The sequence below is a fragment of the Kribbella qitaiheensis genome, assembly GCF_042657745.1.
Taxonomy (GTDB): domain Bacteria; phylum Actinomycetota; class Actinomycetes; order Propionibacteriales; family Kribbellaceae; genus Kribbella; species Kribbella qitaiheensis.
The window spans coordinates 270,844-292,504 of record NZ_JBHSKE010000080.1; the positions used below are offsets into that span (position 1 = coordinate 270,844).

Consider the following 21,661-nt stretch of genomic DNA (forward strand, 5'->3'; position numbering starts at 1 on the left):
GTGGGTCAGTTTCGGCCTGGGAGGGGTGGTCGGTAGCCGCCGAGGGTGAGCATGGCGAGGGCGATCAGGGCGTTGGGGTCTTTGAAGCCGAAGGCGATCCGGGTGATCAGGCGGATCTTGGTGTTGACCGATTCGATCAGCCCGTTGGAGAGTCCGTGGTCGAGGGCGGCGTGGATCGCGGGTAGGTGGCGTTTGATCTTGCGGCCGAGTGCGACGAACGCCGGGATGCGGCATCGTTGTGCCCATCCCAGCCAGCAGTGGAGGGCTGTTTTGCCCTGCTCGCCCTTGATCTTGAACACGTGTCGCAGGCCCTCTTTGAGCAGATAGGCGCGGTGCAGCCGGGGGCTGGTCTTGGCGATCCAGGCGAGCTTGTCGACTTGGTTCGCGGTGAGGTCTTCGGGGTTCTTCCACAATGCCCAGCGGGACCGCTGGATCGTCTTCGCGTCGCCGCGCGACATCTGGTAGCGCAGCCCGACCCGGCTGCCGCCCGGGACGGTCCCGCCGGGCTGGCGGCGGATCTGGTTCCAGACCTCGCGGCGGACGTCGTCGAGGCACTGGGTGGCCCAGGCGACGACGTGGAACGGATCTGCACACAACACCGCCTGTGGTGCGTGCTTGGCGACGACATGGCCGATCCATTCCGCGCCGTCGCCGGACACGTGGGTGAGGGCCTGGCTGCGTTCGGCACCGAGCGCGTCGAAGAACCCGGTCAGGGTGGCCCGGTCGCGGCCGGGCGCGGCCCACACCAAAGTGCCGGTGTCGTGATCCACGACCACGGTCAGGTACTTGTGGCCCTTCTTGTAGCTGATCTCGTCGATCCCGATCCGGCGCAGCCCCGCGAACCGATCGGTGACAGCGTCGACATCGGCGCAGACCCGCTTCACGATCCCACCCACGGTGCGCCACCCGATCCGCATCAGCTGGGTCACGGTCGTCTTCGAACACGCCACCGCGAGCCAGGCGACCGTGTCGTCGAAGTAACGGGTGTGACCGGCGCCGTGCCGGGCCCAGGGCACCGCGGCCACCACCACCCCGTGATCACGACACCGCACCCGCGGCGACTCCGCCTCCACGACCGCACGCACCGTGCCAAGATCCAGCGCCCGCCACCGGCGCACCCCTTCACCACCGTCATAGCCCGGACACCGCCGCCGGCAAACCCCGCACCGGTTCCGCTCACCCTTGCGAGGCCGCACCGAGCAGACGATGACCTCCTCATCAGGATCCAACACGACCTCGTCCACGAGGGCCTTTTCGACCCCGAGCAGACCAGCCCATACGCTGGCACCACGCACGCCGTTCTCCGATCCCTGGCGACTGTTTCTCGACAACTCAGAAACTAGGGCCGGGAACGGCGTGCGCCCGTTCAGGCACACCCAAACACCACAAACCACCCACGGATGCGACAGAAGAGCCCCTTAACCACACGCATGACCTGAACCTCTGAAGGGCGACGGTCCACCCGTCGTCATCCAGCTCGGTATCGCTGAAGGTCGCGGCACGCCCCTACCGACAGTGAGCGCCTTGCCATAGGGTCTTGGGCCATGGGGTTGGTGGGGAAATTCGACACGCCGGGGTCGCTCCGCGACGTCCCGGCCGGCTCGCCGATGTACGACCGCTGGCACGCCACGATAGGCGCCCTGATCGCGCGGTCGACATCGCTCAGCGGATCTGGCGTCTACGTCGATCCCAGCGAGCACGACCTCGACGTCACCGCCACACGGGCCTACACGTGGACCGGCTTCTCGCGACCCCTGCTGATGAAGCACCGCGACGACCGCGACGCCGCGTTTGCCGAGGGCGAGAAGCGGTCGACCCAGATCGAGTACCTCGAGTGGCACGTGGACCGCGATCCCAGCGGTGTCATCGTGCGGGTCACGTTCACGACCGAGACGCCGGAGTACTGGAAGGCACTCGCGGCGGTCGACCGCGACCGGGTCGTGGCGTTGTACCGGGAGCTGGTCGATCCCGCGGTCCGAGCTAAGGACCTGTTCAAGGCCAACGGCCGGTACGACCCGCTGAACCGCTGGAACACAACCGACGGCATCGTGCACTACATCATGCCGATCAACTCCATGCGGGATCTGCTCGGCGTCTCGCAGGAGGTCGAGCGCACCGGCACCGCGCTCGACGGGTACGGCGCGCTGCCGTACAGCCGCGATACGGGCGCCGACGCCCGGATCAACCTCGATCTCTGGTCGATCAACCGGAAGGGGTACGCCGTCGCCACCGCCGATCCGCCCGGTCCGCTCATCATCGACTGGGACGATTCGGGGTGGACCGATCCCGCCGGCCGTCCCGTGGGTGACCACTGGACCGTCGTCCGAGGCAAGCGGGGCGCGGCGCTGCGGGTGGTCTACGAGGTACCGCCGGCAGCCGGGTACCGGGTCGGAGACATCCGCATCGGCGGCCGCCGCATCGCCTTCGGCGGCCAGCTCGCCGAGCATGTGATCATGTCGGCCCACGGCGTCATCGATCGGGGCGCCGCGTGAACTCCGACGCGGCCATCGCACTGGCCGCGCTCGCGGAGACCCAGACGGCGCTGCTGTCGGGCATCGAGCTCCCGGCAAGCAGCGGCGGTGATCATGCGCGTCTTCGCGGGGCCGCGGCGGTTGGGGCCGAGAGTGGCGAGGCGATCGGTGAGCCAGCCGCCAGCGATCGGATTCCGAAGGCGTTGGCCGACGAGCCCGTGTACGACGCCGAGGCCGCCGCCGACATCCAGGGCAACATCGTCCCCGGCTTCAACAAAGACCACCAGCAGTTCCTGTTCCTGCGCTTCGGGGGCATCGACGACGCCCGCGAGTGGGTCGGCTGGCTGGCGCCTCGCATCACCGCCATGGACGAGGTGCTGGACTTCCGCCGTGAGTTTCGCGCGCTGCGCCTGCGCCTCGGCGTGCGCGAACCCGGACTCACCGCCACCTGGACTGCGGTCGCGTTCTCGTTCCCGGCCATCGTGGCGCTCGCCGGCGACGCCGATGCGCACGCCTTCGGCGAACAGAGCTTCCGACAAGGCCTGGCTGAGCGGTCCACCTACCTGGGCGACCCGACCGACCCTGATCACCGGGGGCATCGTGCCAACTGGGTCGTGGGCGGCCCGGACAATGAGGCCGACGCCTTGGTGATCGTCGCCGCCGATGATCCGACCGACCTGGACACCGTGGTCGGCGAGATTCTCGACCACGCCAGTACCCACGGCATCACGCTGCTTTTCGGGCAGCGCGGCGACACTCTCCCTGGGAACCTCCAAGGCCACGAGCACTTCGGGTTCAAGGACGGCGTCTCCCAGCCGGGCGTGCGCGGCCGGCGGGCGACCTCGCCGGACGACCACCTCACGCCGCGCTTCCTCGACGCCGCCGACCCCCACGCTGAGCTCTTCGCCAAGCCCGGCCAGCCGCTTGTGTGGCCCGGGCAGTTTCTGCTCGGCGAGCCCCGCCAGCACCATCAGGACCCGACGATCCCGGCCCCACCCACCACTGCGTTCCCCGACTGGGCCCGGCGCGGCTCGTACCTGGTGTGCCGACGTCTCCACCAGGACGTCGTCGGCTTCTGGGAGATGGCAACGGCCGCGGCCGCAGCGATGGGGACTACCCCGGTCAGGCTCGCGTCGATGCTCGTCGGTCGCTGGCCGAGCGGGGCTCCGCTCATGCGCTCGCCCGATGCGGACGACGCTGCCCTCGCCGGCGACGAGTTTGCCAACAACCACTTCCTCTTCGACGACGAGACCCGCCCGTCCGCGCTGGTCGATCTCCCCGGTTACCCAGGCGACACGCATCGGCCCGCGACCGAGGACCTGCTCGGCCAGGTGTGCCCGTTCGCCGCCCACATCCGCAAGGTCAACTCCCGGGACAGTGGCACCGACTTCGGTGCACCCGCGGATACGTTCCTTCGGCTGATGCTGCGCCGCGGCATCCCTTACGGTGAACCGATCGCAGGCATCGCCGACCCGTCCCCCGAGCTGGAGTCGGCCGAGCGCGGCCTGCTGTTCGCCGCGTACATGGCGTCGATCGAGGATCAGTTCGAGTTCGTCACCCGTCGCTGGGCCAACTCGCCTGTACAGCCCAACGTCGGCGGCGTCGACCCGATCATCGGCCAGCGCGACCAGCGGGGGGACCGCCGGCGCACGGTCGACCTCCCAGCCGCCGATGGCTCGACCACCACGATCGAGCTTCAGGAGGATCTCGTCACGCCCACCGGTGGCGGCTACTTCTTCGCCCCGCCGATCTCGGCGCTCCGCGGCACCCTCGCCGGCGGCTGACCGCACGCCAGAGTCCGCGAACACCCGCCTCCGCCGCGCGGCCAAGGCCCGCAGCCTCCCGAGACACTCCGGGTCTGCTTGCCCGAGCCGATCAACCCGGTGACGAACGGCAAGGTTGAGGTCGGCGGTGGCGAAGTCCTCCGTGGCCCACTCATAAGGGCGTCAACCGGCGATACACTCGCCGGTCAGGCGAACCCGGTCAACTGAGACAGCATGAGGGGACCCAGCGGATGCGGCATCACGATGAGACGCTCGCGGCGTTCATAAGGACTCCCGGTGAGGATTGGCTAGCGGTTGTGCTGGACGGGTCGGTGGCGCGCGGCCGGGAGCGACCGGACTCCGACGTCGATGTGACCGTCGTCGTGACAGAGGAGGCGTTCGAGCAAGCCCGCGCAGGGGATCGGGTGAGCTACGTCGACCGCGAGGTCGCGACGTACGAGCGCGGCTACGTCGACGTCAAGGTTGTCACTCTGGCACTGCTGGCGGCAGGCGCAGTGCGCGGCGACGAGCCGATGCGGGCCGCCTTCACTGAGGCCCGGGTCGCCTGGTCGCGCGACGATGCGATCCGCTCAGAGCTCGAGCACCTGCTGAAGGGCGTCGTTGAACTCGATGAGGAGGAGTGGGAACGGCGGATGGCGTCCGCGATCGCGGTCGTGCGGCTGCAGGCCGGCTATTTCGCAAAGCAGGCGTTCGCCTCGGGGGAGGAGTACCTAGTTCGTCACGCGACACTCCACACCGTCTCGGCGGCGGGCCGTGCGCTGCTGGCCTTCAATCGCACCTTGTTCCAAGGCCACAAGTACCTGTTCCCTACCCTCGCCGGGCTGGAGAACACACCGGACGGGTTTCTCGATCAGGCACGCGCTGTCTTGGCGGATCCAGCGCCGGAGAGAATCGACGTGCTTGTCAAGACGGTGGAGGACTTCCACGACTGGCCGCTGACTCGTGAAGCGACTCTCTCGCGCTACGTCTCCGACAACGAGCTGGCCTGGCTCGACCGCTCACTCCCAACCGAATACCGCTGAACGCCCCCAGGTCGAGCGCCCCCGTGCGTACGTGGGGCCGGCGGCGACAGTTGCTGATGGCAACGTAGGTGTCAGCGTCGTCTATTGCGCGCGGGGTCAGGTGGCGGGATCGAGGTAGCTACTCAGGCGGGGGAGTGTGTGGGTCTTCTTGAGGGTGGTGGTCAGGTTGGCGAGTTGCTCGCAGCCGGCGGTGAGGGCGTCTTGCAGGGTGGGCCAGCGGTCGACGCACCAGTAGGGGTCGTCGGGCTGGCGGTCGTGGTCGTCGTCGATGTCGGCGCACCAGCCGCCGGCGTACACGTGGTGGATGTGCAATCTGAGCTTCATGGTCGTTCGTTTCTCGGGGAAGTGTGAGTGGAGTCAGTAGGGCAGTCGTCGGCCCGAAGGGGTCCGGAGGTCGATGACTTTGGTGTTCCTTGGTCTGCGGGTTCGCAGCGGCCGCCGGCGAAGTTGGATTTGTCGCATTGGACTCACCTCCTGTGGTGTTGCCTGACAACGACGCCGGCGAGTGGCTGATGCCGCAGCCATCTGGTCGTAGCAGGGGCTATTTTCGGCTTTCGCAGGTAGTTCGGGCTTGTGCACGAGTCGGATGGGTGCGTCGTTCCGCGGATCGCTTCGGTGGGCGAGGGCTGACCGGTCAGATTGCCTGCGAAACCTGGACGCTAGCCTCGCTCAGCCAGCGACGTCACCAGTCGAGCGGTGATGTCGTCAAGTGAGTGCACGACAACGGATGCGAGGCTGAGGGCGTCCTTGTCGGGCGGAAAGGCCTTGTTGGGAACTGCGATGACGCGCAAACCCGCCCGGGCAGCCGACCGCAGTCCGTTGCTCGAGTCCTCGATTGCAACCGCCTGCTGTGCGTCGACAGTCAACTGCCGCACCACCTCCTCGTAGACCGCGGGTGACGGCTTGCCGGCCTGGACCTCCTCGGTGGACACGCTGACACGGAACTTGCTTGCCAGGTTCGCAGACTCGAGGACCGCGTCGATCAGCTGTCGCGGTGACGACGACGCCAGTCCCAGCGGCCAGTGGCTCGCGAGTCGTCGCACGACCTCGGTGGCGCCAGGCAGCAGCGGCAGCCGTAGCCGGTATCGGCTCGCCATGCGGTCGATGACTTCGGCCGCCACGTCCTGCGGCCGGCCAGGTACTCCGATCACCGCCGTCAGGTAGTCCGACCACTCTGGCGTGCTCATACCCTGCAATGCACGGGTCGCGCCAGCGGGCCAGGGGCGGCCGGCTTCCGCGGCGACTCCGCGACGGACCTCGTCCCACTGCTGCTCGGAGTCCACCAAGACACCGTCAAGGTCGAAGACCACTGCCTGTATCTCGCGGTCCGCCATTGCACTCCCTGGGTCGGTTGAAGCCGATCGCTCGCTTGTTCAAGCCTGCTGGCCACTGAAGGAATTGCCAACCGCGCGGACCATCGCCGGCGATGCCCTAAGCGTGCGGTTCGTGGGGACCGCTGGTCCTCGGCGTACGGTGGCTGCATGATTGCGCGCATGTGGCGGGGATGGGTGCCTACCGAGAAGGCAGCCGAGTACGTCGAGATCGTGGAGCGCACGGGCATGGCGGGCTATCGGCGTACTCCGGGAAACGAGGGTGCTCAGTTGCTCACCCGCGATCTCGGCGACGGCCGGACCGAGATCATCACGCTGAGCTGGTGGACCGACGTCGATCGGATCCGCGCTTTCGCGGGCGACAACATAGACCACGCCAAGTATTACCCGGAAGACGACGAGTACCTGCTCGAGCGGGAGGCCACGGTCGCGCACTTCGACGTTGCGTCCCCGTCATCACCATGAGCACCTTTGGTCGATAGGACCGAGATCGATCCCGGTCTTCTCGAGTGACACGGATCTTCCCCACCGTCAGCGATGCAGCCGAGGCGCCAATCGGCTACAGGCAAGGGTTCAACGCGTGTAGCGGGCGACGAGGATGTTCATGGCCTCGTCGATGCTGGGGTCGACGCGGCGTCGGGCGGGGTCCTCGTCGTACCAGGTGACGATTTCGCGGGCGCCTGTTTCGAAGGGGATGGTGGCGACGAAGTCCGGGACCACCTGGCGGAGTTTGCTGTTGTCGAAGACCGCCGAATGGGACTTGTCGCCCAGGAGGCCGTCCCCCCAGCCCTGATGCACGGCGGCGATGGCGTCCGAAGGGACGTGGACGATCCGTGCTGACGTCCCGGCTGCCGTGGCCAGCGCGTGCGCGATCTGGTCCCAGGTCAGGACGTCGTCGGAGGTGATCTGGAAGGCGTCGCCGAGCGTGCGGGGGTGGCCGAGCAGCGGAACCAGTCCGCGGGCGAAGTCGCGGTGGTGCGTCAGAGTCCACAGCGAGGTTCCGTCACCGTGCACCACGACAGGTTGGCCGCGGCGCATCCGTTCGACGATCGTCCAGCCGCCGTCGAACGGGACGAGGGTGCGGTCGTAGGTGTGCGAGGGCCGCACGATCGTGACCGGATAACCCTCGTCGCGGTACAGCGCGGTCAGGAGGTCCTCGCAGGCGATCTTGTTGCGTGAGTACTGCCAGTACGGGTTTCGCAGCGGCGTCGACTCGGTGATCGGCAGCCGGGCCGGCGGCGTCTGGTACGCCGACGCGGAGCTGATGAAGACGTACTGGCCGACGTGTCCGCGCAGCGCGTCGGTGCGAGCGCGCACCTGATCGGGCGTGAACGCGACCCAGTCGACCACGACATCGAAGTCCTGGCCGGCAACAGCGGCCAAGGACGCCGTGTCGTCGACGTCGGCGGTGATCTGCTTCGCCTGCGGCGGGAGGGCGCGAATCGAGGTCTGACCGCGGTTGGCGGCCGTGAGGTCGAGCCCTGCCTCGACTGCTCGCCAGGAGCAGGCCGAGCTGATGATTCCGGTTCCACCGAGAAAGAGAACACGCAGTGCACTCATTCGATCGACTCCTCGGGCAGCTAACTGTAAGGTCAGTGACGTTCAGACCTTGGAGAATGATAACAGCCTCGCGATCTGTGGCTTACGGATGGAAGATTCGAGATCTTGAAGGGGAGGGTGTGTTGTGACCAGCCTCGAGGGGCGCGTTGTCCTGATCACCGGCGCCGGTGGTGGTATCGGCTCGGCGACTGCTCGCACGGTGGTGGCCCAGGGCGGGCATGCGCTGATACACGACATCACGGGATCCGCGCTCGATGCTCTCGGCCAGGAACTCGGTGACAGCGCCACGGCACTGGTCGCCGACCTGACCGACCTGGCGGCGGTCAAGAAGCTGTGGGACGACGCTTGGGCCGTCAAGGGGCAGGTGGACGTCGTGGTCAACAACGCCGGCGCCTATCCGCCTGCTCCACTGGACGCCCCGCTCGAGGAGTGGCTCAAGGTCTGGGATTTCTCGCTCGACCTGCATCTCAAAGCGCCCGCGGTCTTGTGCCGCGAGGCAGTGGCGGCGTACTCCGGGCTGGAGCGGGGCGGCATCATCATCAACCTGGCGTCGCGCGCTGCGTTTCGCGGCGAGGATCCGGAGTACTGGCACTACGCGGCAGCCAAGGCAGGCGTGGTTGCGATGACGCGCACGATCGCACGCCAGTACGGCCGTCACGGTGTGACTGCCTTCGCTGTCGCTCCTGGGTATGTGGACACCGACCTGAACGAGCACTTCCGTGACACTGTCGGCGTCGAAGTCGCGGCGGAGCAGACCGGCCTGGGGGAGGTCGCACAACCGCAGGACGTTGCCAACATCATCGCGTTCCTGGCGACTGGTCTGGCCAAGCACGCGACGGGCACCACCATCGACGTGAACGGAGCGTCGTATGTCCGTTGACACCGGCCTCGCGCGGATGAGCGCGGATCTGTTCGTCAACGGATCGTGGACCACGGGCAGGGCCGGGCGGCTCGACAACGTTGACCCAGGCAACGGTCGGACCGTCGGTGCCGTGTCGCTGGCCAGCGCCGACCAGGTCGCTGAGGCGATCACGGCTGCCGAGGTCGCGTTCGCAGCCTGGTCGGCCAGGCCGGCCGTTGCTCGAGGCGACATCCTCCGGCGTGCGGCACGCCTGCTCGCGGATCGTGCCGAGGAGGCCGCGGCGACGATCCTGCTGGAGACCGGTAAGACGGAGGCCGATGCGCGCGGCGAGATCGGTCGTGCCGTGGAGACGCTCCGCTGGAACGGTGAGCAGGCCGGCCGAGTTCAGGCCACGGTGTTCCCGGGTGTCGTGGCCGGTTCGCGGCGTACGTCGATCCCGACCGCGCTCGGCCCGGTCGCGGTGATCACGGCCTGGAACTTCCCGGCGGTCCTGGCCACGCGCAAGCTCGGCGCTGCTCTCGCGGCCGGCTGCACGGTGGTGTTCAAAGCGTCGGAGTTCGCTCCGGCCACGGCGCGATTTGTCGTCGAAGTGCTGGTTGACGCGGGCCTTCCGGCCGGCGTGCTGAATCTGGTGTTCGGTGATCCGCGGGCGGTGTCGGAACAGTTGACCTCGTCCTCGTCGGTCAAGGCTTTGTCGTTCACCGGGTCGACGGCCGTCGGGAAGGCGTTGGCCGCGCAGGCGGCACCGAATCTGATCCGCACCGTGCTGGAGTTGGGCGGGCATGCTCCCGTGCTGGTGATGGATGACGCCGACGTGGATCACGTGATCGCCACTACGGCGGCCGCCAAGTTCGGTTCCGCGGGTCAGTCGTGTGTCGCGCCCTCGAGGTACTTCGTTCACGAGTCCCTCTACCAGGAGTTCGTCGACAAGCTCACGGCCAAGGCGGAGTCCTACATCCTCGGGCATGGCACCGAGGAGGGAGTGACGCTCGGCGCGGTCGCACATCAGGGACGCGTGGACGCCTTGGTGCGCCTCGCCAGCGATGCCGCCGATCATGGTGCCACCATCACCACCGGGGGCAAACAAGCGGGCCGTGACGGGTTCTACTTCGAGCCGACGGTCGTCGCTGGACTCCCGCTGGACTCCAAGGCGATGATCCTCTCGGAGGAGCCGTTCGGTCCCATCGCAACGGTCTCCCCGTTCAGCACGCTGGACGAGGCGATCACTGCGGCCAACGCGGCGCCCTATGCGTTCGCGGCGTACCTGTTCACGAACAGCATGAACGTGCGCGACGAGGTCGTCCGGCGGCTGAACGCCTCGAACATCGGCATCAATCAGTTGGCTCCGTCGCTGCCCGACGTACCCCTGGGCGGCCTGGGCAACTCCGGCTACGGCTACGAAGGCGGGATCGAAGGCATCCTCGCCTTCACCCAACTCCGCCTCGTCTCGGAAACCGCCGGCCGGCATCCGACGGCAAGCGCCATCAGCAGGGGAGAGTCCGATGTTCGCCGATAGTCATTCCTCCTTGGCTCGTGTCCGCGACGTGGCCGCGACGACGCGCGAACCCTACGTGCTCGATGCGACCGACCTGGCCCTGCTGAAGATCCTGGTGGCCGACTGCCGTACGTCGCAGCGCCAGCTCGCCACCATGCTCGGAGTGTCCGCCCCCACCGTCGGTGAGCGGATGGCACGGCTGGAGCGCAGCGGCGTCATCACCGGGTACAGGGCCCAGGTCGACTGGTCGGTCGTCGGCTACGGCCAGGTCGTGTTCCTCTCCATCGAAGCAGGCCCGGGGTATGACGTCGCCACAATCATGGCCGCACTCTGGGAGCTGGCGGAGGTCGAAGACGTCACTCTGGTCACCGGCGAGCTCGATCTCCTGATCCGGATGCGGGTCCGGGACTACGGCGAGCTGAGGACGATCCTGATGGACCAGGTTTGGCGGATCCCGGGCATTCAGAGGACCGCAACCCTGCTGTCAGTGGCAGACATGCCGGCGAAGAACTTCGGTGCCGCCCTGCTCGACAAGATCCGGCTCTCCTGACGTCAGCTCACTAATCCGCCGTGCTGTGCCGGCGGAGCTGTTCGAGGATGACCGGGTCCAGCTTTCCTGGAACCAGGCGTTCCTCGAAGTTCTCCGTGCCTGCCCAGGTCTCGAGGGCCTCGGCGAGCCGGGAACCGTTACTCGTCTGATAGCCGAGCCGGTCCAGCAGCGATGCCACCTCATCGGCCAGGGCGCCTTCCAGTGGGAGCAGGGATTTCTGGTCGGGCTTGCCGAAGTACAGCTCGTGCAGAGCGAGCAGCCGACCGAGCTCCTCGACCGGATTGCGGTGGTCGTCGACGCGGAGGTCGACGGCGAGATCCAGGACCCCGCCGTACGCCGCGCCGGCGCGCCAGACCCTCAGGGCCGCGCTCTGGCGACCGCGACGATCGCCACCGGCCCGGTCTCCGGCGGTCAAAGCCTCCAGCAACCTGCGCCCGAACGGCTCGTCCGACCGCTCTCGCCACGCGGTGGCCATGGCCTCGACAACCTGCGGTCCAGCGAGGACGTTGCCTTGTACCGCGAACCCGACGCCCGCCGTGCCGCCCGCCCAGTCCAAACAGTCCGAGCCAGTGAACGTGGCTCCGCGGCCCTGCGCGTCGACCACGCCGCACTGCCGGCTGTCCCGTCCGTCGTCGGCGCCGGTGAGCCGCTCAACCACCTCGCCGGCCGGGATCCCGTTCGCGAGCAGGTCGATTCCGTCAGGGCCGTAGGAGAGGTTGGCCGCGGCCTGGGTCGCCACAGCCCCCGCACCGGCGCGCCCCCACGGAACCACGGCACCGACCGCCAGGAACTTCGACGCGACCGCAATTCCCCAGGACTGCGAGTCCACGTCGTACGCCACGATCGAAAACGTCATCGCCCGCTCCCTTCACCCGCCCGCAGATCTCGTCGCTCCGCACCCACAACCGCCGAGCAGTCTAGGCCGGGCGAGGCCGAGGTCGGCGCCGAGCATGATGCCCGGCGGGAACGCCGGGATGCCGCAGCCACAACACATTCGTTTCCTCGACTGCCATCAACCCTTGCGGGTCCGGAACGCGGGCGCCAGCGTGGCGTCAGGAACAACTGGACAGCGGCCGTGGGCTCAGTGGTTGAGGAGGTCGGCGGCTAGGAGTTGTTGCCAGATCTCGGACTGGTCGACGACGGTGACGCCGAGTTTGTCGGCCTTGGTGAGTTTGGCGGCGCCGACGTCGGCTCCGGTAATGAGCAGGTCGGTGCTTGCCGAGACCGACGAGGCGATGGTCGCGCCTGCCTTCTCGCAGAGTCGCTGGAAGGCCGGGCGGGCGACCTTCTCGCCGGAGCGTGGGTCGCTGATGGCGCCGGTGACCACCACCGTCTGGCCGGCCAGCGGTGCACCGGCTGCGACGACCGGCGGGAGGTCTTCCTCGCGCACGTCCAGTGATACGCCGGCCGCACGGAGGCGTTCGAGCTCAGGCCGCAGCCGGGCGAGGTGCTCGATGAGCGAGGCGGCGACCTTCGGCCCGATGTCCTCCACGACGACGAGCCCGTCGACGCCTGCGTCGGCGACCTCTTCAAGTGAACCGAATCCCGCTCGGCACACCCTGGCTGCGGTGCCTTCGGAGGCCATCGGGATCGCGAGCCCGATCAGCGCCCGGCGGAGGCCGACCTGACGGCTCGCGTCGATCGAGTCGATCATGCGGGCGGCCGAGATCTCGCCGATGCGGTCGAACTCCAGCAGCCCTTCCTTGGTCAGCTGGTAGAAGTCCGACGGGTGTTCCAGGATCCCGGCTTCGGCCAGCCGTTCGATCCAGACTCCGCCGATCGCGTCGATGTCGGCGGCCGCCCGGGACGCCCAGTGGATCAGCCGCCGTACGGTCTGGGCGGGGCAGGCAACGTTGGTGCAGAACAGTTCGCGGCTGTTGCCCTGCTCGGTCAGTGGCTGCTGACATGACGGGCACACCGTCGGCGGCACGATGTCCCGCTCCGCACCCGTGCGCTTGGAGGCGTCGAGTACGCCGGCGACGAACGGGATCACGTCGCCGGCGCGGCGGACCAGGACGGTGTCGCCGATCTTGATGTCGCGGGCGCGGATCACTTCCTGGTTGGCCAGCGTCGCGCGGGTGACCGTCGTACCACCCACGAAGACGGGCTCCAGCCAGGCGACCGGCGCGATCTTGCCGGTCTTGCCGACGTCCCAGACCACGTCGGCCAGCACGGTGGTCTTCTCCTCGGCTGCGAACTTGAATGCCAATGCGCCGCGCGGTGAGCTGGACCGGGTACCTGCGGCGGCGAAGGCGTCGCGATCGGCCAGTCGCAGTACGGCGCCGTCCAGGTCGTAGTCGAGGTCGTTGCGTTGCTGCTCGATCGTGGTGATCACGGCCTGCGCCTCGGTCGCGTCGTCGCAGTGCCGCATGTCGGCGACGGTGAACCCCATCGTCAGCAGCGCGCGCTCGAGATCGGCGTCGGTGTTGTCGGGATCGCTGAGCAGGTCGAAGGCAAAGAACTGCAGGCGCCGCTCGGCGACAGTGGCCGGGTCCTTGGCGCGCAGCGTGCCGGCCGCGGCGTTCCTGGGGTTGATCAGGGGCTTGTCCGGATGGGCGGCGTTGTAGGCGGCGAAGGTGGAGCGCAACATGACCGCCTCACCGCGGACCTCGGTGCGGCCCGGTACGTCGAGCCGGTCTGGGACGCCGTCAGTCAGTGCCCGCACGAGCGGCGTCACGTCATCGCCGGTCGTCCCGTCGCCGCGGGTGATCGCCCGTGCCAGTCGCCCGTTCTCGTAGACCAGGGCCAGTGACAAGCCGTCCAGCTTCGGCATCACCACCACCGACTGGCCGGGAAAGCGGCTGAAGAAGGCCTCCACCTGTTCGGGCCGGGTCGCCTTCTCCAGTGACAGCATCGGCCGCGAGTGCCGGATCGGCGCGTGCAGCACCGCGGGCGCACCCACCTGCTCCAGCGGATTCGGATCAGGCGCCAGCTCCGGGTTGGCGTCGATCAGCGTCCGCAGTTCGTCCTCGATCGCGTCGTACTCCGCGTCGGCCACCACCGGCGAACCCCGGTAATAGGCATCGCGCAGTACCACGATCTGATCAGCAAGTTCCTGAATACGCTCCCCAACGTCCACGGCCCAAGACCCTACCCGCGTCCCCCGACAACTGACCGCGTCACCGATGCGGGGTTCGATCCGGTCGCCGCGGTCAGTCGACCACCGCGGGCGGCGCGCCCTCGTCGACCAGGCGTGCCTCCTCGCGTTTGCGGGGGAGCATGAGGGCCGGCACCAAGGTGAGGGCTACCAGCACCCAGGCGACCCAGAAGGTATGCGCGAACGCCGCGGCGGCGTCGACCAGCCCGCTTGCGATCGCGGCGGGGTCGATATGGAGCGGGGCGAGGCTCTCCGGCCGGGTGTTGGACAGGATCGCCGCTTCGGTCTCGCGAAGGCCTTCGCCCAGCCCGGGGACGTTCTGCGTACCGGGAATGATCGGCGAGTCGTTGAGCTGATTGGTGAGGATGACCGACATAGTCGCGACGCCGCAGGACGAGGCGATCTGCTGGTTGATGTTGAGCAGGGTGGTGCCGCGCGCGACCTGAGGGCGGGAGAGCGTCTTCAGCGCCGAGGTGAACAGCGGCATCATCGTGGCGCCCATCCCGAAGCCCATCACGACCAGCATGCCGATGATCAGGGGGTACGGCGTCGTCGCCGTGAGCTGGGTCAGGCCGAACATGCCGACGACGATCAGCAGGAGCCCGACGGGCACGATCCGGCCCACCGGCACCTTGTCCACGAGCCTCCCGGCGATCGGCATGGTCACCATGGCGCCGAGTCCCTGCGGCGCCACCAGGAGACCTGCGTGCAGCGTTGACTCGCCGCGGATCTGCTGGAAGTAGGTGGGCACCAGGAGGAGCCCGCCGAAGAACGCCGCGGCGAACAGAAACATCGTGATGATCGAGATGGTGAGGTTGCGGTTGTGGAACAGCCGAAGGTCGAGCAAGGGGTGCTCCGGCCGGAAGGAGTGCCAGACGAACGCCGCCATCAGCAGCACCCCGGCCACCATCGAGACCCACACCCGTGGGGCGGTGAAGTCACCGTTCTCGGCGGGCAGGGAGGACACGCCGAAGAGGAACAAGGCGAGCCCGGGGGACATCAGTGCCACTCCGACGATGTCCAACGACTCCGACCGCTGCGGCCTGTCTTTGGTCAGCGCGAACCAGGCGTAGACCAGCCCGATCACGCCAAGCGGCACGTTGATGAGGAAGATCCAGTGCCAGCTCGCCACCTGGATCAGCCAGCCGCCCAGGATCGGTCCCAGGATCGGGCCGAGCAGCATGGGCACCCCGAGGATGGCCATCAGCCGCCCTATCCGGTGTGGCCCCGCGGCCCTGGTCATGATGATCATGCCAAGCGGCATCAGCATGCCGCCGCCAAGGCCCTGCAGGACACGGAAGCCGATGAGCATGTTGATGCTCGTCGCGGTGGCACACAGGGCGGACCCGGCGGTGAAGAGGAAGATCGCGGTCATGTAGAGCCGCTTGGTGCCGAACCGGTCAGCCGCCCATCCGGTCAGCGGAATCACGGTCGCGAGCGCGAGCGTGTACCCCGTGACCGTCCAGGCGACGTGGGAGTAGGTGACCGGGTTGTCGGGCGAGCCGAACTCGTCCTGGAAGGTCGGCAAGGCGACGTTGACGACCGTGATGTCGAGGATCGACATCACGGCGCCCAATACGACGACACCGGCGACCTTCAGAACGGCGGCGTCGATGTTGTCGGGGTAGTCGGAGTGGGTCGCTGGCTGGCTCATCTGGTCCCCCTGAGCGCGAATCACGTCCTCCCGAGACTACGCGCGAATCCTGCGCGGGCACGAGCACATTTCTCGTCAGCCGAGTTTGCTCGTCAGCCGAGTTTGCTCCTCAGCCGAGTTTTCTCGTCAGCCGAGTTTGAAGGGGTCGCGGGTGGCGCCGGTGAGTTCTACCCAGACGGACTTCACCTCGGTGTACTCGTGGATGGCGTCGATCCCGTTCTCACGGCCGATTCCGCTCGCACCGAAGCCACCGAACGGCACGTTGGGCGCGACGACTCGGTAGGCGTTGATCCAGACGTTGCCGGCCCGGAGCCGCGCCGCGACCCGATGCGCGCGGTGCACGTCCTTCGTCCACACCGCACCGGCCAGACCGTACGGCGTGTCGTTGGCGAGGCCGAGCGCGTCGTCCTCGTCGCGGAACGTGTACACCGACAGGACCGGCCCGAAGATCTCCTCCCGGACGACGGTGTGCGCCTTGCTCACACCGGTGAGTACGGTAGGTCGGATGAAGAGGCCGCCGTGGTCCTGGTCGGGACCGCCACCACAGGCGATCACGGCCCCTTCCTTCCGCGCTGTCTCCAGGTAACCGAGCACCTTCTCGTACTGCGGTGTGTTCGCGGCCGGTCCCATCTCGGTGTCCACGTCGTTGGGGTCTCCGAGCCGAATTCGGTCGGCACGCTCGACGATGAGACTGACCAGTTCGTCGTGCACACTCTCGTGCACGATGAGGCGTGAACCGGCCATGCAGGTCTGGCCGGTCGCGGCGAAGACACCGGCGATGACGCCATTGGCCACCGCCGGGAGGTCCGCGTCGGGGAACACCACCTGAGCGGACTTGCCGCCGAGTTCGAGGGTCACGCGGTTCAGATTCGCGCCGGCGGCCTGGGCCACGGCGGCACCGGTCGCGGTCGACCCTGTGAAGGCGACCTTGTTGACGCCGGGATGCCCAGCCAGCGATGCGCCGACCGACCGGTCCAGCCCGCAGACCACGTTGAACACGCCGGGCGAAAACCCGGCTTCGTGAACGAGTTCGGCGAAGGCCAGGGTCGAGGCGGGGGAGTGTTCGGATGGCTTCACGACGAAGGTGCAGCCGGCCGCGAGTGCGGTGGCGAGCTTGAAGGTCATCAGCAGCAATGGCGAGTTCCAGGGCGTAATGGCTGCGACGACACCGACCGGTTCTCTGCGGGTGTAGACGAAGTAGTTGTCCCGGTCCGAGGGGATGGTGCGGCCCTCGATCTTGTCCGCCAACCCGGAGAAGTAGTAATACCACTCCGGCAGGTACTGCATCTGGCCGATCATCTCGCGGTAGAGCTTGCCGGAGTCGGCGACCTCGAGCCGGGCCAGTCGCTCAGCGTTGGCGGCGATGATGTCCCCGAGTCGCTGGAGGAGTCGCGCCCGCTGGAAGCCGGTCATGCTGCCCCACGGACCGTCGAGGGCTTCCCGCGCGGCTTGGACCGCTCGGTCGACGTCGGCGACCGTCCCGTCGGGGACGATCGCCCAGGCCTTGCCGGTGTAAGGATTGGGCGAGGCGAAGGTCGCTCCCGAAAGGGCGTCGACGAACTCTCCGCCGATGTACAGCTGGAACCGCTGCAGGTCTTCCCGGTCCGTCTGCGGCGTGAGCGTCGTACTGGTCATCGCTGCTCCTGGTCGTCGGACGTGTCTTCCTAAGGACGTTAGGTCACGCCCGTCGCGAGGGTGTAGGCCTCGGCTTGGGTGCGTGCCACAATGCCGGGCATGGGCGGGTTGTCGTTGTGGTCAGAAGATTCGTTTCTCTCGATCGCGAGCCGTGGGTCGATTCTGTCGATCGGCTCGGCGGGGTCGGTGCTGAGCATCGGCTCAGTTGGTTCCGCGCTGTCGGTCGCGTCGGTCGGTTCGACCCTGTCTGCCTTCTCGGGCGGGTCGGTCCTCTCGGTCGGCTCGGCGCTGTCGGCTCGGTCGCGCTGGTCGGTGCTCAGCAGCGACGGTGATCGCGACGTACTGCGCAAGCCGCCGCGACCTGCCTTCGCTGCAGGTGGGGTGACGCTCGCCGTGTTACTGATGGCCTTCAGCCACAGACGCTAGCGGTACGGCGACCCTGCCCAGTCACCTCTCCACGGGCCACTCGCCCGCAGTCGGAGGCAGTGCCTCTCAGCAGAGAGTTATTCGGTCGTGGTCCAGGTCTTCGCGGTCGCTGACACTGGCCCAGTGGAGTATCCGGAAAGTGCAGGTTTTCACCCGGCCGCACTCGAACATGCGCGCCAAGGCGTGGTACGGCGCTGTCCGAGACCTGGTGTGTCGCCAGGGTCAGCGATCAGCACGCACACGAGAAACTGCACCGTGATCGACGCTGTTCGGACTTGGTTTTGATCTGCAGGGGCTGCACCGGCTGGACGTGGTTCACCTATGCGTGATCGTCACGATCGTGTGGCTGCGATGCTCGGCAGGCGCAGCGAATGCGCGACCCTCGACGGCCTTGTCTCGGGCGCGCGGGCGGGGCAGAGCCAGGTACTCGTCGTGCGCGGTGAGGCCGGAATCGGTAAGACAGCATTGCTCGACTACGTTGAAACGAGGGCGGCCGGGTGCCGTATCGCTCGGTTGGCCGGCGTCGAGGCCGAGACCGAGCTCGCTTACGCCGGGCTGCATCAGCTCTGCGCGCCGTTCCTGGATCGACTTGACCGGTTGCCCACTCCGCAACGCATCGCTCTCGGCACCGCCTTCGGCCTGACCGATAGGGAAGCACCAGACCGGTTCCTGGTCGGACTCGCGGTGCTTGGCCTGCTGGCCGATCGCGCCGAGCAGCGACCGCTGATCCTCCTCATCGACGACGTGCACTGGCTGGACCGTGTCTCAGCGCAGACGATTGCTTTCGTTGCCCGGCGGCTGGTGGCCGAGCGGATAGCGCTCGTGGTGTCGATGCGGGAGCCAAGCGATGAGCAGGATTTCGCCGGCTTGCCCGAGCTCACGATCAACGGCCTGACCGAGGCGGATGCCGGCAGGCTGCTGGACTCAGTAGTCAAAGGGCCGGTAGATCCCCGCGTCCGTGACCGGATCATCGCTGAGACCCGCGGCAACCCGCTGGCGCTGCTCGAGTTGCCCCTCGCGTGGACGACGGCGGAGCTCGCCGAGGGATTCGAGAAATCGAACCCGGTCCCGTTGGCCAGTCGCATCGAACAAGGCTTTCTCCGTCGGCTCTCGACGCTCCCGGACGACACCAGACGTCTGCTCATTGCCGCGGCAGCTGAGCCGCTCGGCGACGCGACGCTGCTCTGGCGGGCGGCGGGCATGCTGGGGATCAGCGCGAATGCCGCGCACGCCGCCGAGACGGCGGGGTTGATCACGTTCGGAGCCCGGGTCGGGTTCCGCCATCCCTTGGTGCGCGCGGCTGCATACCGCTCCGCATCTCCTGAAGAGCGTCAGGAGATACATCGCGCGCTGGCCGAGGCCACCGTCGCCGAGGTCGATCCCGACCGGCGGGCATGGCACCGGGCCCAGGCAACGCTGGCGCCGGACGAAGGGATCGCAGTCGAGCTGGAACAGTCGGCCGGCCGAGCGCAGTCTCGAGGCGGTCTCCTGGCTGCCGCGGCTCTCCTGGAACGAGCAGCAAGTCTCACACCCGAACCGGCCGGGCGGGCTGAACGCGAGCTCGCCGCCTCTTGGCGCAAGCGCGATGGTGGCGCCCTCGATGCTGCCCTCGGGCTCCTGGCCTCGGTCGAGGGTGGTCCGGTCGATGCGATGCGGGCTGCGGAGGTGAAGCACCTGCGCGGACAGATCTTGTTCGACCAGCGGAGAGCCACCGAAGCCGCGCCACTGCTCCTGGACGCCGCCCGGCGTCTCGAGTCGCTCGACCGCGATCTGGCCCGCGAGACGTATCTGGATGCGCTGGCCGCCGCCATCTGGGGCAGTGGGACGGACACGCCCGACGCGACGACCGTCGTTGCGGCTGCCGCGCGGGTCGCACCCCCGCCGCGGAGGGCGGGGGTGCGACCCGTCGACTGCGTTCTCGATGCGCTGGCCAGCAGATTCACCAACGGCCACGCGGCGGCCGCCGAACCGCTTGCCCGAGCACTAGCGGCCGTGCAGGGCATCGACGGAGGCGCCGAGGGCGTCGGCCGACTGCTGTGGCTGGGCGGCAACCGGGTCACGGCAATACTCGCCACCGAGCTGTGGGATTTCGAGGCGGGACGCGCGCTGGCCGAGCTGCAGGTTCGGCGCGCCCGTGACGCCGGCGCGCTTGTCCAGCTGCAGTTTGCGGTCAATGTACTCGCGGCCAACAAGCTGCTTGCCGGGGAAGTGACCGAGGCCGCGGAGCTGGTCGAAGAGGACCGAATGGTCGCCGGCATCACCGGCAACCCGCCGGTCGGCTACGCCGCGATGCTCCTCGCTGCGCTCCGCGGCCCCGATGAGCAGGCAGCGAGGTCGATCGCGGCGGTCCGGGGCGAGGCTTGGTCACTCGGCCAGGGACGGATCGTCACCTTTGCCGACTACGCGACCTCCGTGCTGAACAACGGCCTCGGGCGTCATGACCTCGCAGTGCCGGCCGCGCGCGAGGTCTTCGACCGCGATGTTGTGGGCGGCTACCAGCTGATGGCTGTCTCCGAGCTCGCTGAGGCGGCCTCACGCACCGGCGACGCAAAGCTGGTAGAGGCAGCGCTCGAGCGGATGTCTGAGCGCGCTAGTGTCACGCCCACCGATTGGGCGCGGGGTATCGAAGCCCGGCTTCGAGCGTTGCTGGGTGGTCATGACGAGGACGCGTCACACCGCGAGTCGATCCGTCACCTGGATCGAGCCGGCCTTCGGATGGAGGTGGCCCGCGGGCAGCTCTTGTACGGCGAGTGGCTGCGACGCGCCGGCCAGCGCATCACGGCCAGGGAGCAGCTACGCACCGCTCACGACGCGCTGTTCGCGATGGGGGCCACCGCTTTTGCCGAGCGGGCTCGGCGAGAACTCGCTCTGGCCGGCGGCAAGGCGCTCCGACGGAGCGTCGAGACCACAGAGGACCTGACCGTCCAGGAGTTCCACATAGCACGACTCGCCCGCGAGGGCCTGTCCAACGCCGAAATTGGCACCCGTCTCTTCCTCAGTGCCCGCACCGTCGAGTGGCACCTCGGGAGGGTGTTCATGAAGCTGGGCGTCAGTACACGCAGGGACCTGCGCAACGCGGTGCTGGACGCGGCGCAGGATTAGCGTCCCCAGGTCCGGGGTCGTTCTGGTTTGCGGTCGACGGCGAGCGAACCAGGCACGGACCGGGGGGTTCACCGGGTGCGCGGTCCGCGGCGAAACGGGAGTGTCGGGGCGAGGCCGACTCCGTCGGCCCTGCACACACATCAGAAAGAGAACGAACATGAGCTTTACGAGTAGTGACGCGGGTATCGGCGAGGGCGAAATGCGCCTCGAGGTCGATGTCATCGCCGTCTCCGATGTCGATCGGTCCAAGCAGTTCTACGAGGACTTGGGGTGGCGGCTCGACGACGACGTCGCCCCGATGGACGGCCTTCGCGTCGTCCAGTTCACGCCGCCGGGCTCCGGGTGCTCGATCACGTTCGGCCTCGGACTCACCACGGCCGCGCCTGGCTCGGCGGAGGCGACGTTGGTCGTCTCCGACATCGAGGCGGCCCACAAGGAGCTCGTCGGCCGTGGCATCGAGGTCGTCGACGTGTGGCACGGCCCGGCGTTCCCCGTCGAGGCGCGGCAACCCGGCCCTGACCCGGAACGCGCCAGCTACGGATCGTTCTGCTCGTTCAACGATCCTGACGGCAATGTGTGGCTGGTCCAGGAGGTCACGACGCGTCACCCCGGCCGGGTCTGATACCGCATCAAAGAAGGCCCGGACCGCACCGTCCGGGCCTTCTTGCCGGA

At 68.0% G+C, this 21,661-nt stretch carries 18 protein-coding genes; 9 read left to right on the forward strand and 9 right to left on the reverse strand.

Going from position 1 to position 21,661, the window contains the following annotated elements; genetic code table 11:
* Positions 1-5 precede the first annotated feature (5 nt).
* On the reverse strand, positions 6-1,295 hold the full coding sequence (locus ACFPJ1_RS42865; protein WP_380112195.1) for an ISL3 family transposase: 1,290 nt from the start codon (positions 1,293-1,295) through the stop codon (positions 6-8).
* A gap of 249 nt (positions 1,296-1,544) precedes the next feature.
* Between ACFPJ1_RS42865 and ACFPJ1_RS42870 the strand changes: the two genes are divergently transcribed.
* The 3 genes from ACFPJ1_RS42870 (at position 1,545) to ACFPJ1_RS42880 (ending at position 5,277) form a co-directional block, all read left to right on the forward strand.
* Positions 1,545-2,492 carry a hypothetical protein gene (locus ACFPJ1_RS42870; protein ID WP_380112196.1) on the forward strand — a complete coding sequence of 316 codons (948 nt, stop codon included), beginning with the start codon at positions 1,545-1,547 and terminating at the stop codon, positions 2,490-2,492.
* Entirely contained in the window at positions 2,489-4,255 is a 1,767-nt protein-coding gene (locus ACFPJ1_RS42875; protein ID WP_380112197.1) for a Dyp-type peroxidase, read from the forward strand. Before ACFPJ1_RS42870 ends, ACFPJ1_RS42875 begins: the two co-directional genes overlap by 4 nt.
* Before the next feature lie 230 nt (positions 4,256-4,485).
* Positions 4,486-5,277, forward strand: coding sequence for a nucleotidyltransferase domain-containing protein (locus ACFPJ1_RS42880; RefSeq protein WP_380112198.1), 792 nt, complete (start codon positions 4,486-4,488; stop codon positions 5,275-5,277).
* 96 nt (positions 5,278-5,373) lie between these two features.
* Here ACFPJ1_RS42880 and ACFPJ1_RS42885 read toward each other — a convergent pair whose 3' ends face one another.
* Positions 5,374-5,601 (reverse strand): hypothetical protein, encoded by a 228-nt coding sequence (locus tag ACFPJ1_RS42885; RefSeq protein ID WP_380112199.1) that lies wholly within the window; start codon positions 5,599-5,601, stop codon positions 5,374-5,376.
* Between the two features lie 335 nt (positions 5,602-5,936).
* Positions 5,937-6,611 carry an HAD family hydrolase gene (locus ACFPJ1_RS42890; protein WP_380112200.1) on the reverse strand — a complete coding sequence of 225 codons (675 nt, stop codon included), beginning with the start codon at positions 6,609-6,611 and terminating at the stop codon, positions 5,937-5,939.
* 147 nt (positions 6,612-6,758) lie between these two features.
* Here ACFPJ1_RS42890 and ACFPJ1_RS42895 point away from each other — a divergent pair, with 147 nt between their 5' ends.
* Positions 6,759-7,073, forward strand: a complete 315-nt coding sequence (locus ACFPJ1_RS42895) for an antibiotic biosynthesis monooxygenase family protein (RefSeq protein ID WP_380112201.1) — start codon at positions 6,759-6,761, stop codon at positions 7,071-7,073.
* Positions 7,074-7,181: 108 nt separating this feature from the next.
* Here the strand turns inward: ACFPJ1_RS42895 and ACFPJ1_RS42900 are convergent, their stop codons facing one another.
* On the reverse strand, positions 7,182-8,168 hold the full coding sequence (locus tag ACFPJ1_RS42900) for an NAD-dependent epimerase/dehydratase family protein (protein ID WP_380112202.1): 987 nt from the start codon (positions 8,166-8,168) through the stop codon (positions 7,182-7,184).
* 124 nt (positions 8,169-8,292) lie between these two features.
* Between ACFPJ1_RS42900 and ACFPJ1_RS42905 the strand changes: the two genes are divergently transcribed.
* The 3 genes from ACFPJ1_RS42905 to ACFPJ1_RS42915 are packed head-to-tail and all read left to right on the forward strand — an operon-like array spanning position 8,293 to position 11,075.
* Complete coding sequence (locus ACFPJ1_RS42905; protein WP_380112203.1) at positions 8,293-9,048, forward strand: SDR family NAD(P)-dependent oxidoreductase; 756 nt, start codon at positions 8,293-8,295, stop codon at positions 9,046-9,048.
* Positions 9,038-10,546, forward strand: a complete 1,509-nt coding sequence (locus tag ACFPJ1_RS42910; RefSeq protein ID WP_380112204.1) for an aldehyde dehydrogenase family protein — start codon at positions 9,038-9,040, stop codon at positions 10,544-10,546. Before ACFPJ1_RS42905 ends, ACFPJ1_RS42910 begins: the two co-directional genes overlap by 11 nt.
* Complete coding sequence (locus ACFPJ1_RS42915) at positions 10,533-11,075, forward strand: Lrp/AsnC family transcriptional regulator (RefSeq protein WP_380112205.1); 543 nt, start codon at positions 10,533-10,535, stop codon at positions 11,073-11,075. The genes ACFPJ1_RS42910 and ACFPJ1_RS42915 overlap by 14 nt, the downstream gene beginning before the upstream one ends.
* A 10-nt stretch (positions 11,076-11,085) precedes the next feature.
* Here ACFPJ1_RS42915 and ACFPJ1_RS42920 read toward each other — a convergent pair whose 3' ends face one another.
* The 5 genes from ACFPJ1_RS42920 to ACFPJ1_RS42940 all read right to left on the reverse strand — a co-directional run bounded on the left by ACFPJ1_RS42920 (position 11,086) and on the right by ACFPJ1_RS42940 (position 17,658).
* Complete coding sequence (locus ACFPJ1_RS42920) at positions 11,086-11,931, reverse strand: DUF1028 domain-containing protein (protein ID WP_380112206.1); 846 nt, start codon at positions 11,929-11,931, stop codon at positions 11,086-11,088.
* Positions 11,932-12,156: 225 nt separating this feature from the next.
* The gene (gene ligA, locus ACFPJ1_RS42925; RefSeq protein WP_380112207.1) at positions 12,157-14,154 is read right to left on the reverse strand and encodes an NAD-dependent DNA ligase LigA; all 1,998 of its coding nucleotides are present in this window, start codon (positions 14,152-14,154) and stop codon (positions 12,157-12,159) included.
* A 73-nt stretch (positions 14,155-14,227) separates the two neighbouring features.
* A complete protein-coding gene (locus ACFPJ1_RS42930; protein WP_380112208.1) occupies positions 14,228-15,826 on the reverse strand; it encodes a DHA2 family efflux MFS transporter permease subunit in 1,599 nt (532 codons plus the stop codon).
* Positions 15,827-15,952: 126 nt separating this feature from the next.
* Positions 15,953-17,461, reverse strand: coding sequence for an aldehyde dehydrogenase (locus ACFPJ1_RS42935; protein WP_380112209.1), 1,509 nt, complete (start codon positions 17,459-17,461; stop codon positions 15,953-15,955).
* A 38-nt stretch (positions 17,462-17,499) separates the two neighbouring features.
* Positions 17,500-17,658, reverse strand: a complete 159-nt coding sequence (locus tag ACFPJ1_RS42940) for a hypothetical protein (protein ID WP_380112210.1) — start codon at positions 17,656-17,658, stop codon at positions 17,500-17,502.
* A 550-nt stretch (positions 17,659-18,208) separates the two neighbouring features.
* Between ACFPJ1_RS42940 and ACFPJ1_RS42945 the strand changes: the two genes are divergently transcribed.
* Positions 18,209-20,989 (forward strand): AAA family ATPase, encoded by a 2,781-nt coding sequence (locus ACFPJ1_RS42945; RefSeq protein ID WP_380112211.1) that lies wholly within the window; start codon positions 18,209-18,211, stop codon positions 20,987-20,989.
* Between the two features lie 157 nt (positions 20,990-21,146).
* The gene (locus ACFPJ1_RS42950; protein ID WP_380112212.1) at positions 21,147-21,611 is read left to right on the forward strand and encodes a VOC family protein; all 465 of its coding nucleotides are present in this window, start codon (positions 21,147-21,149) and stop codon (positions 21,609-21,611) included.
* Positions 21,612-21,661: the final 50 nt, after the last annotated feature.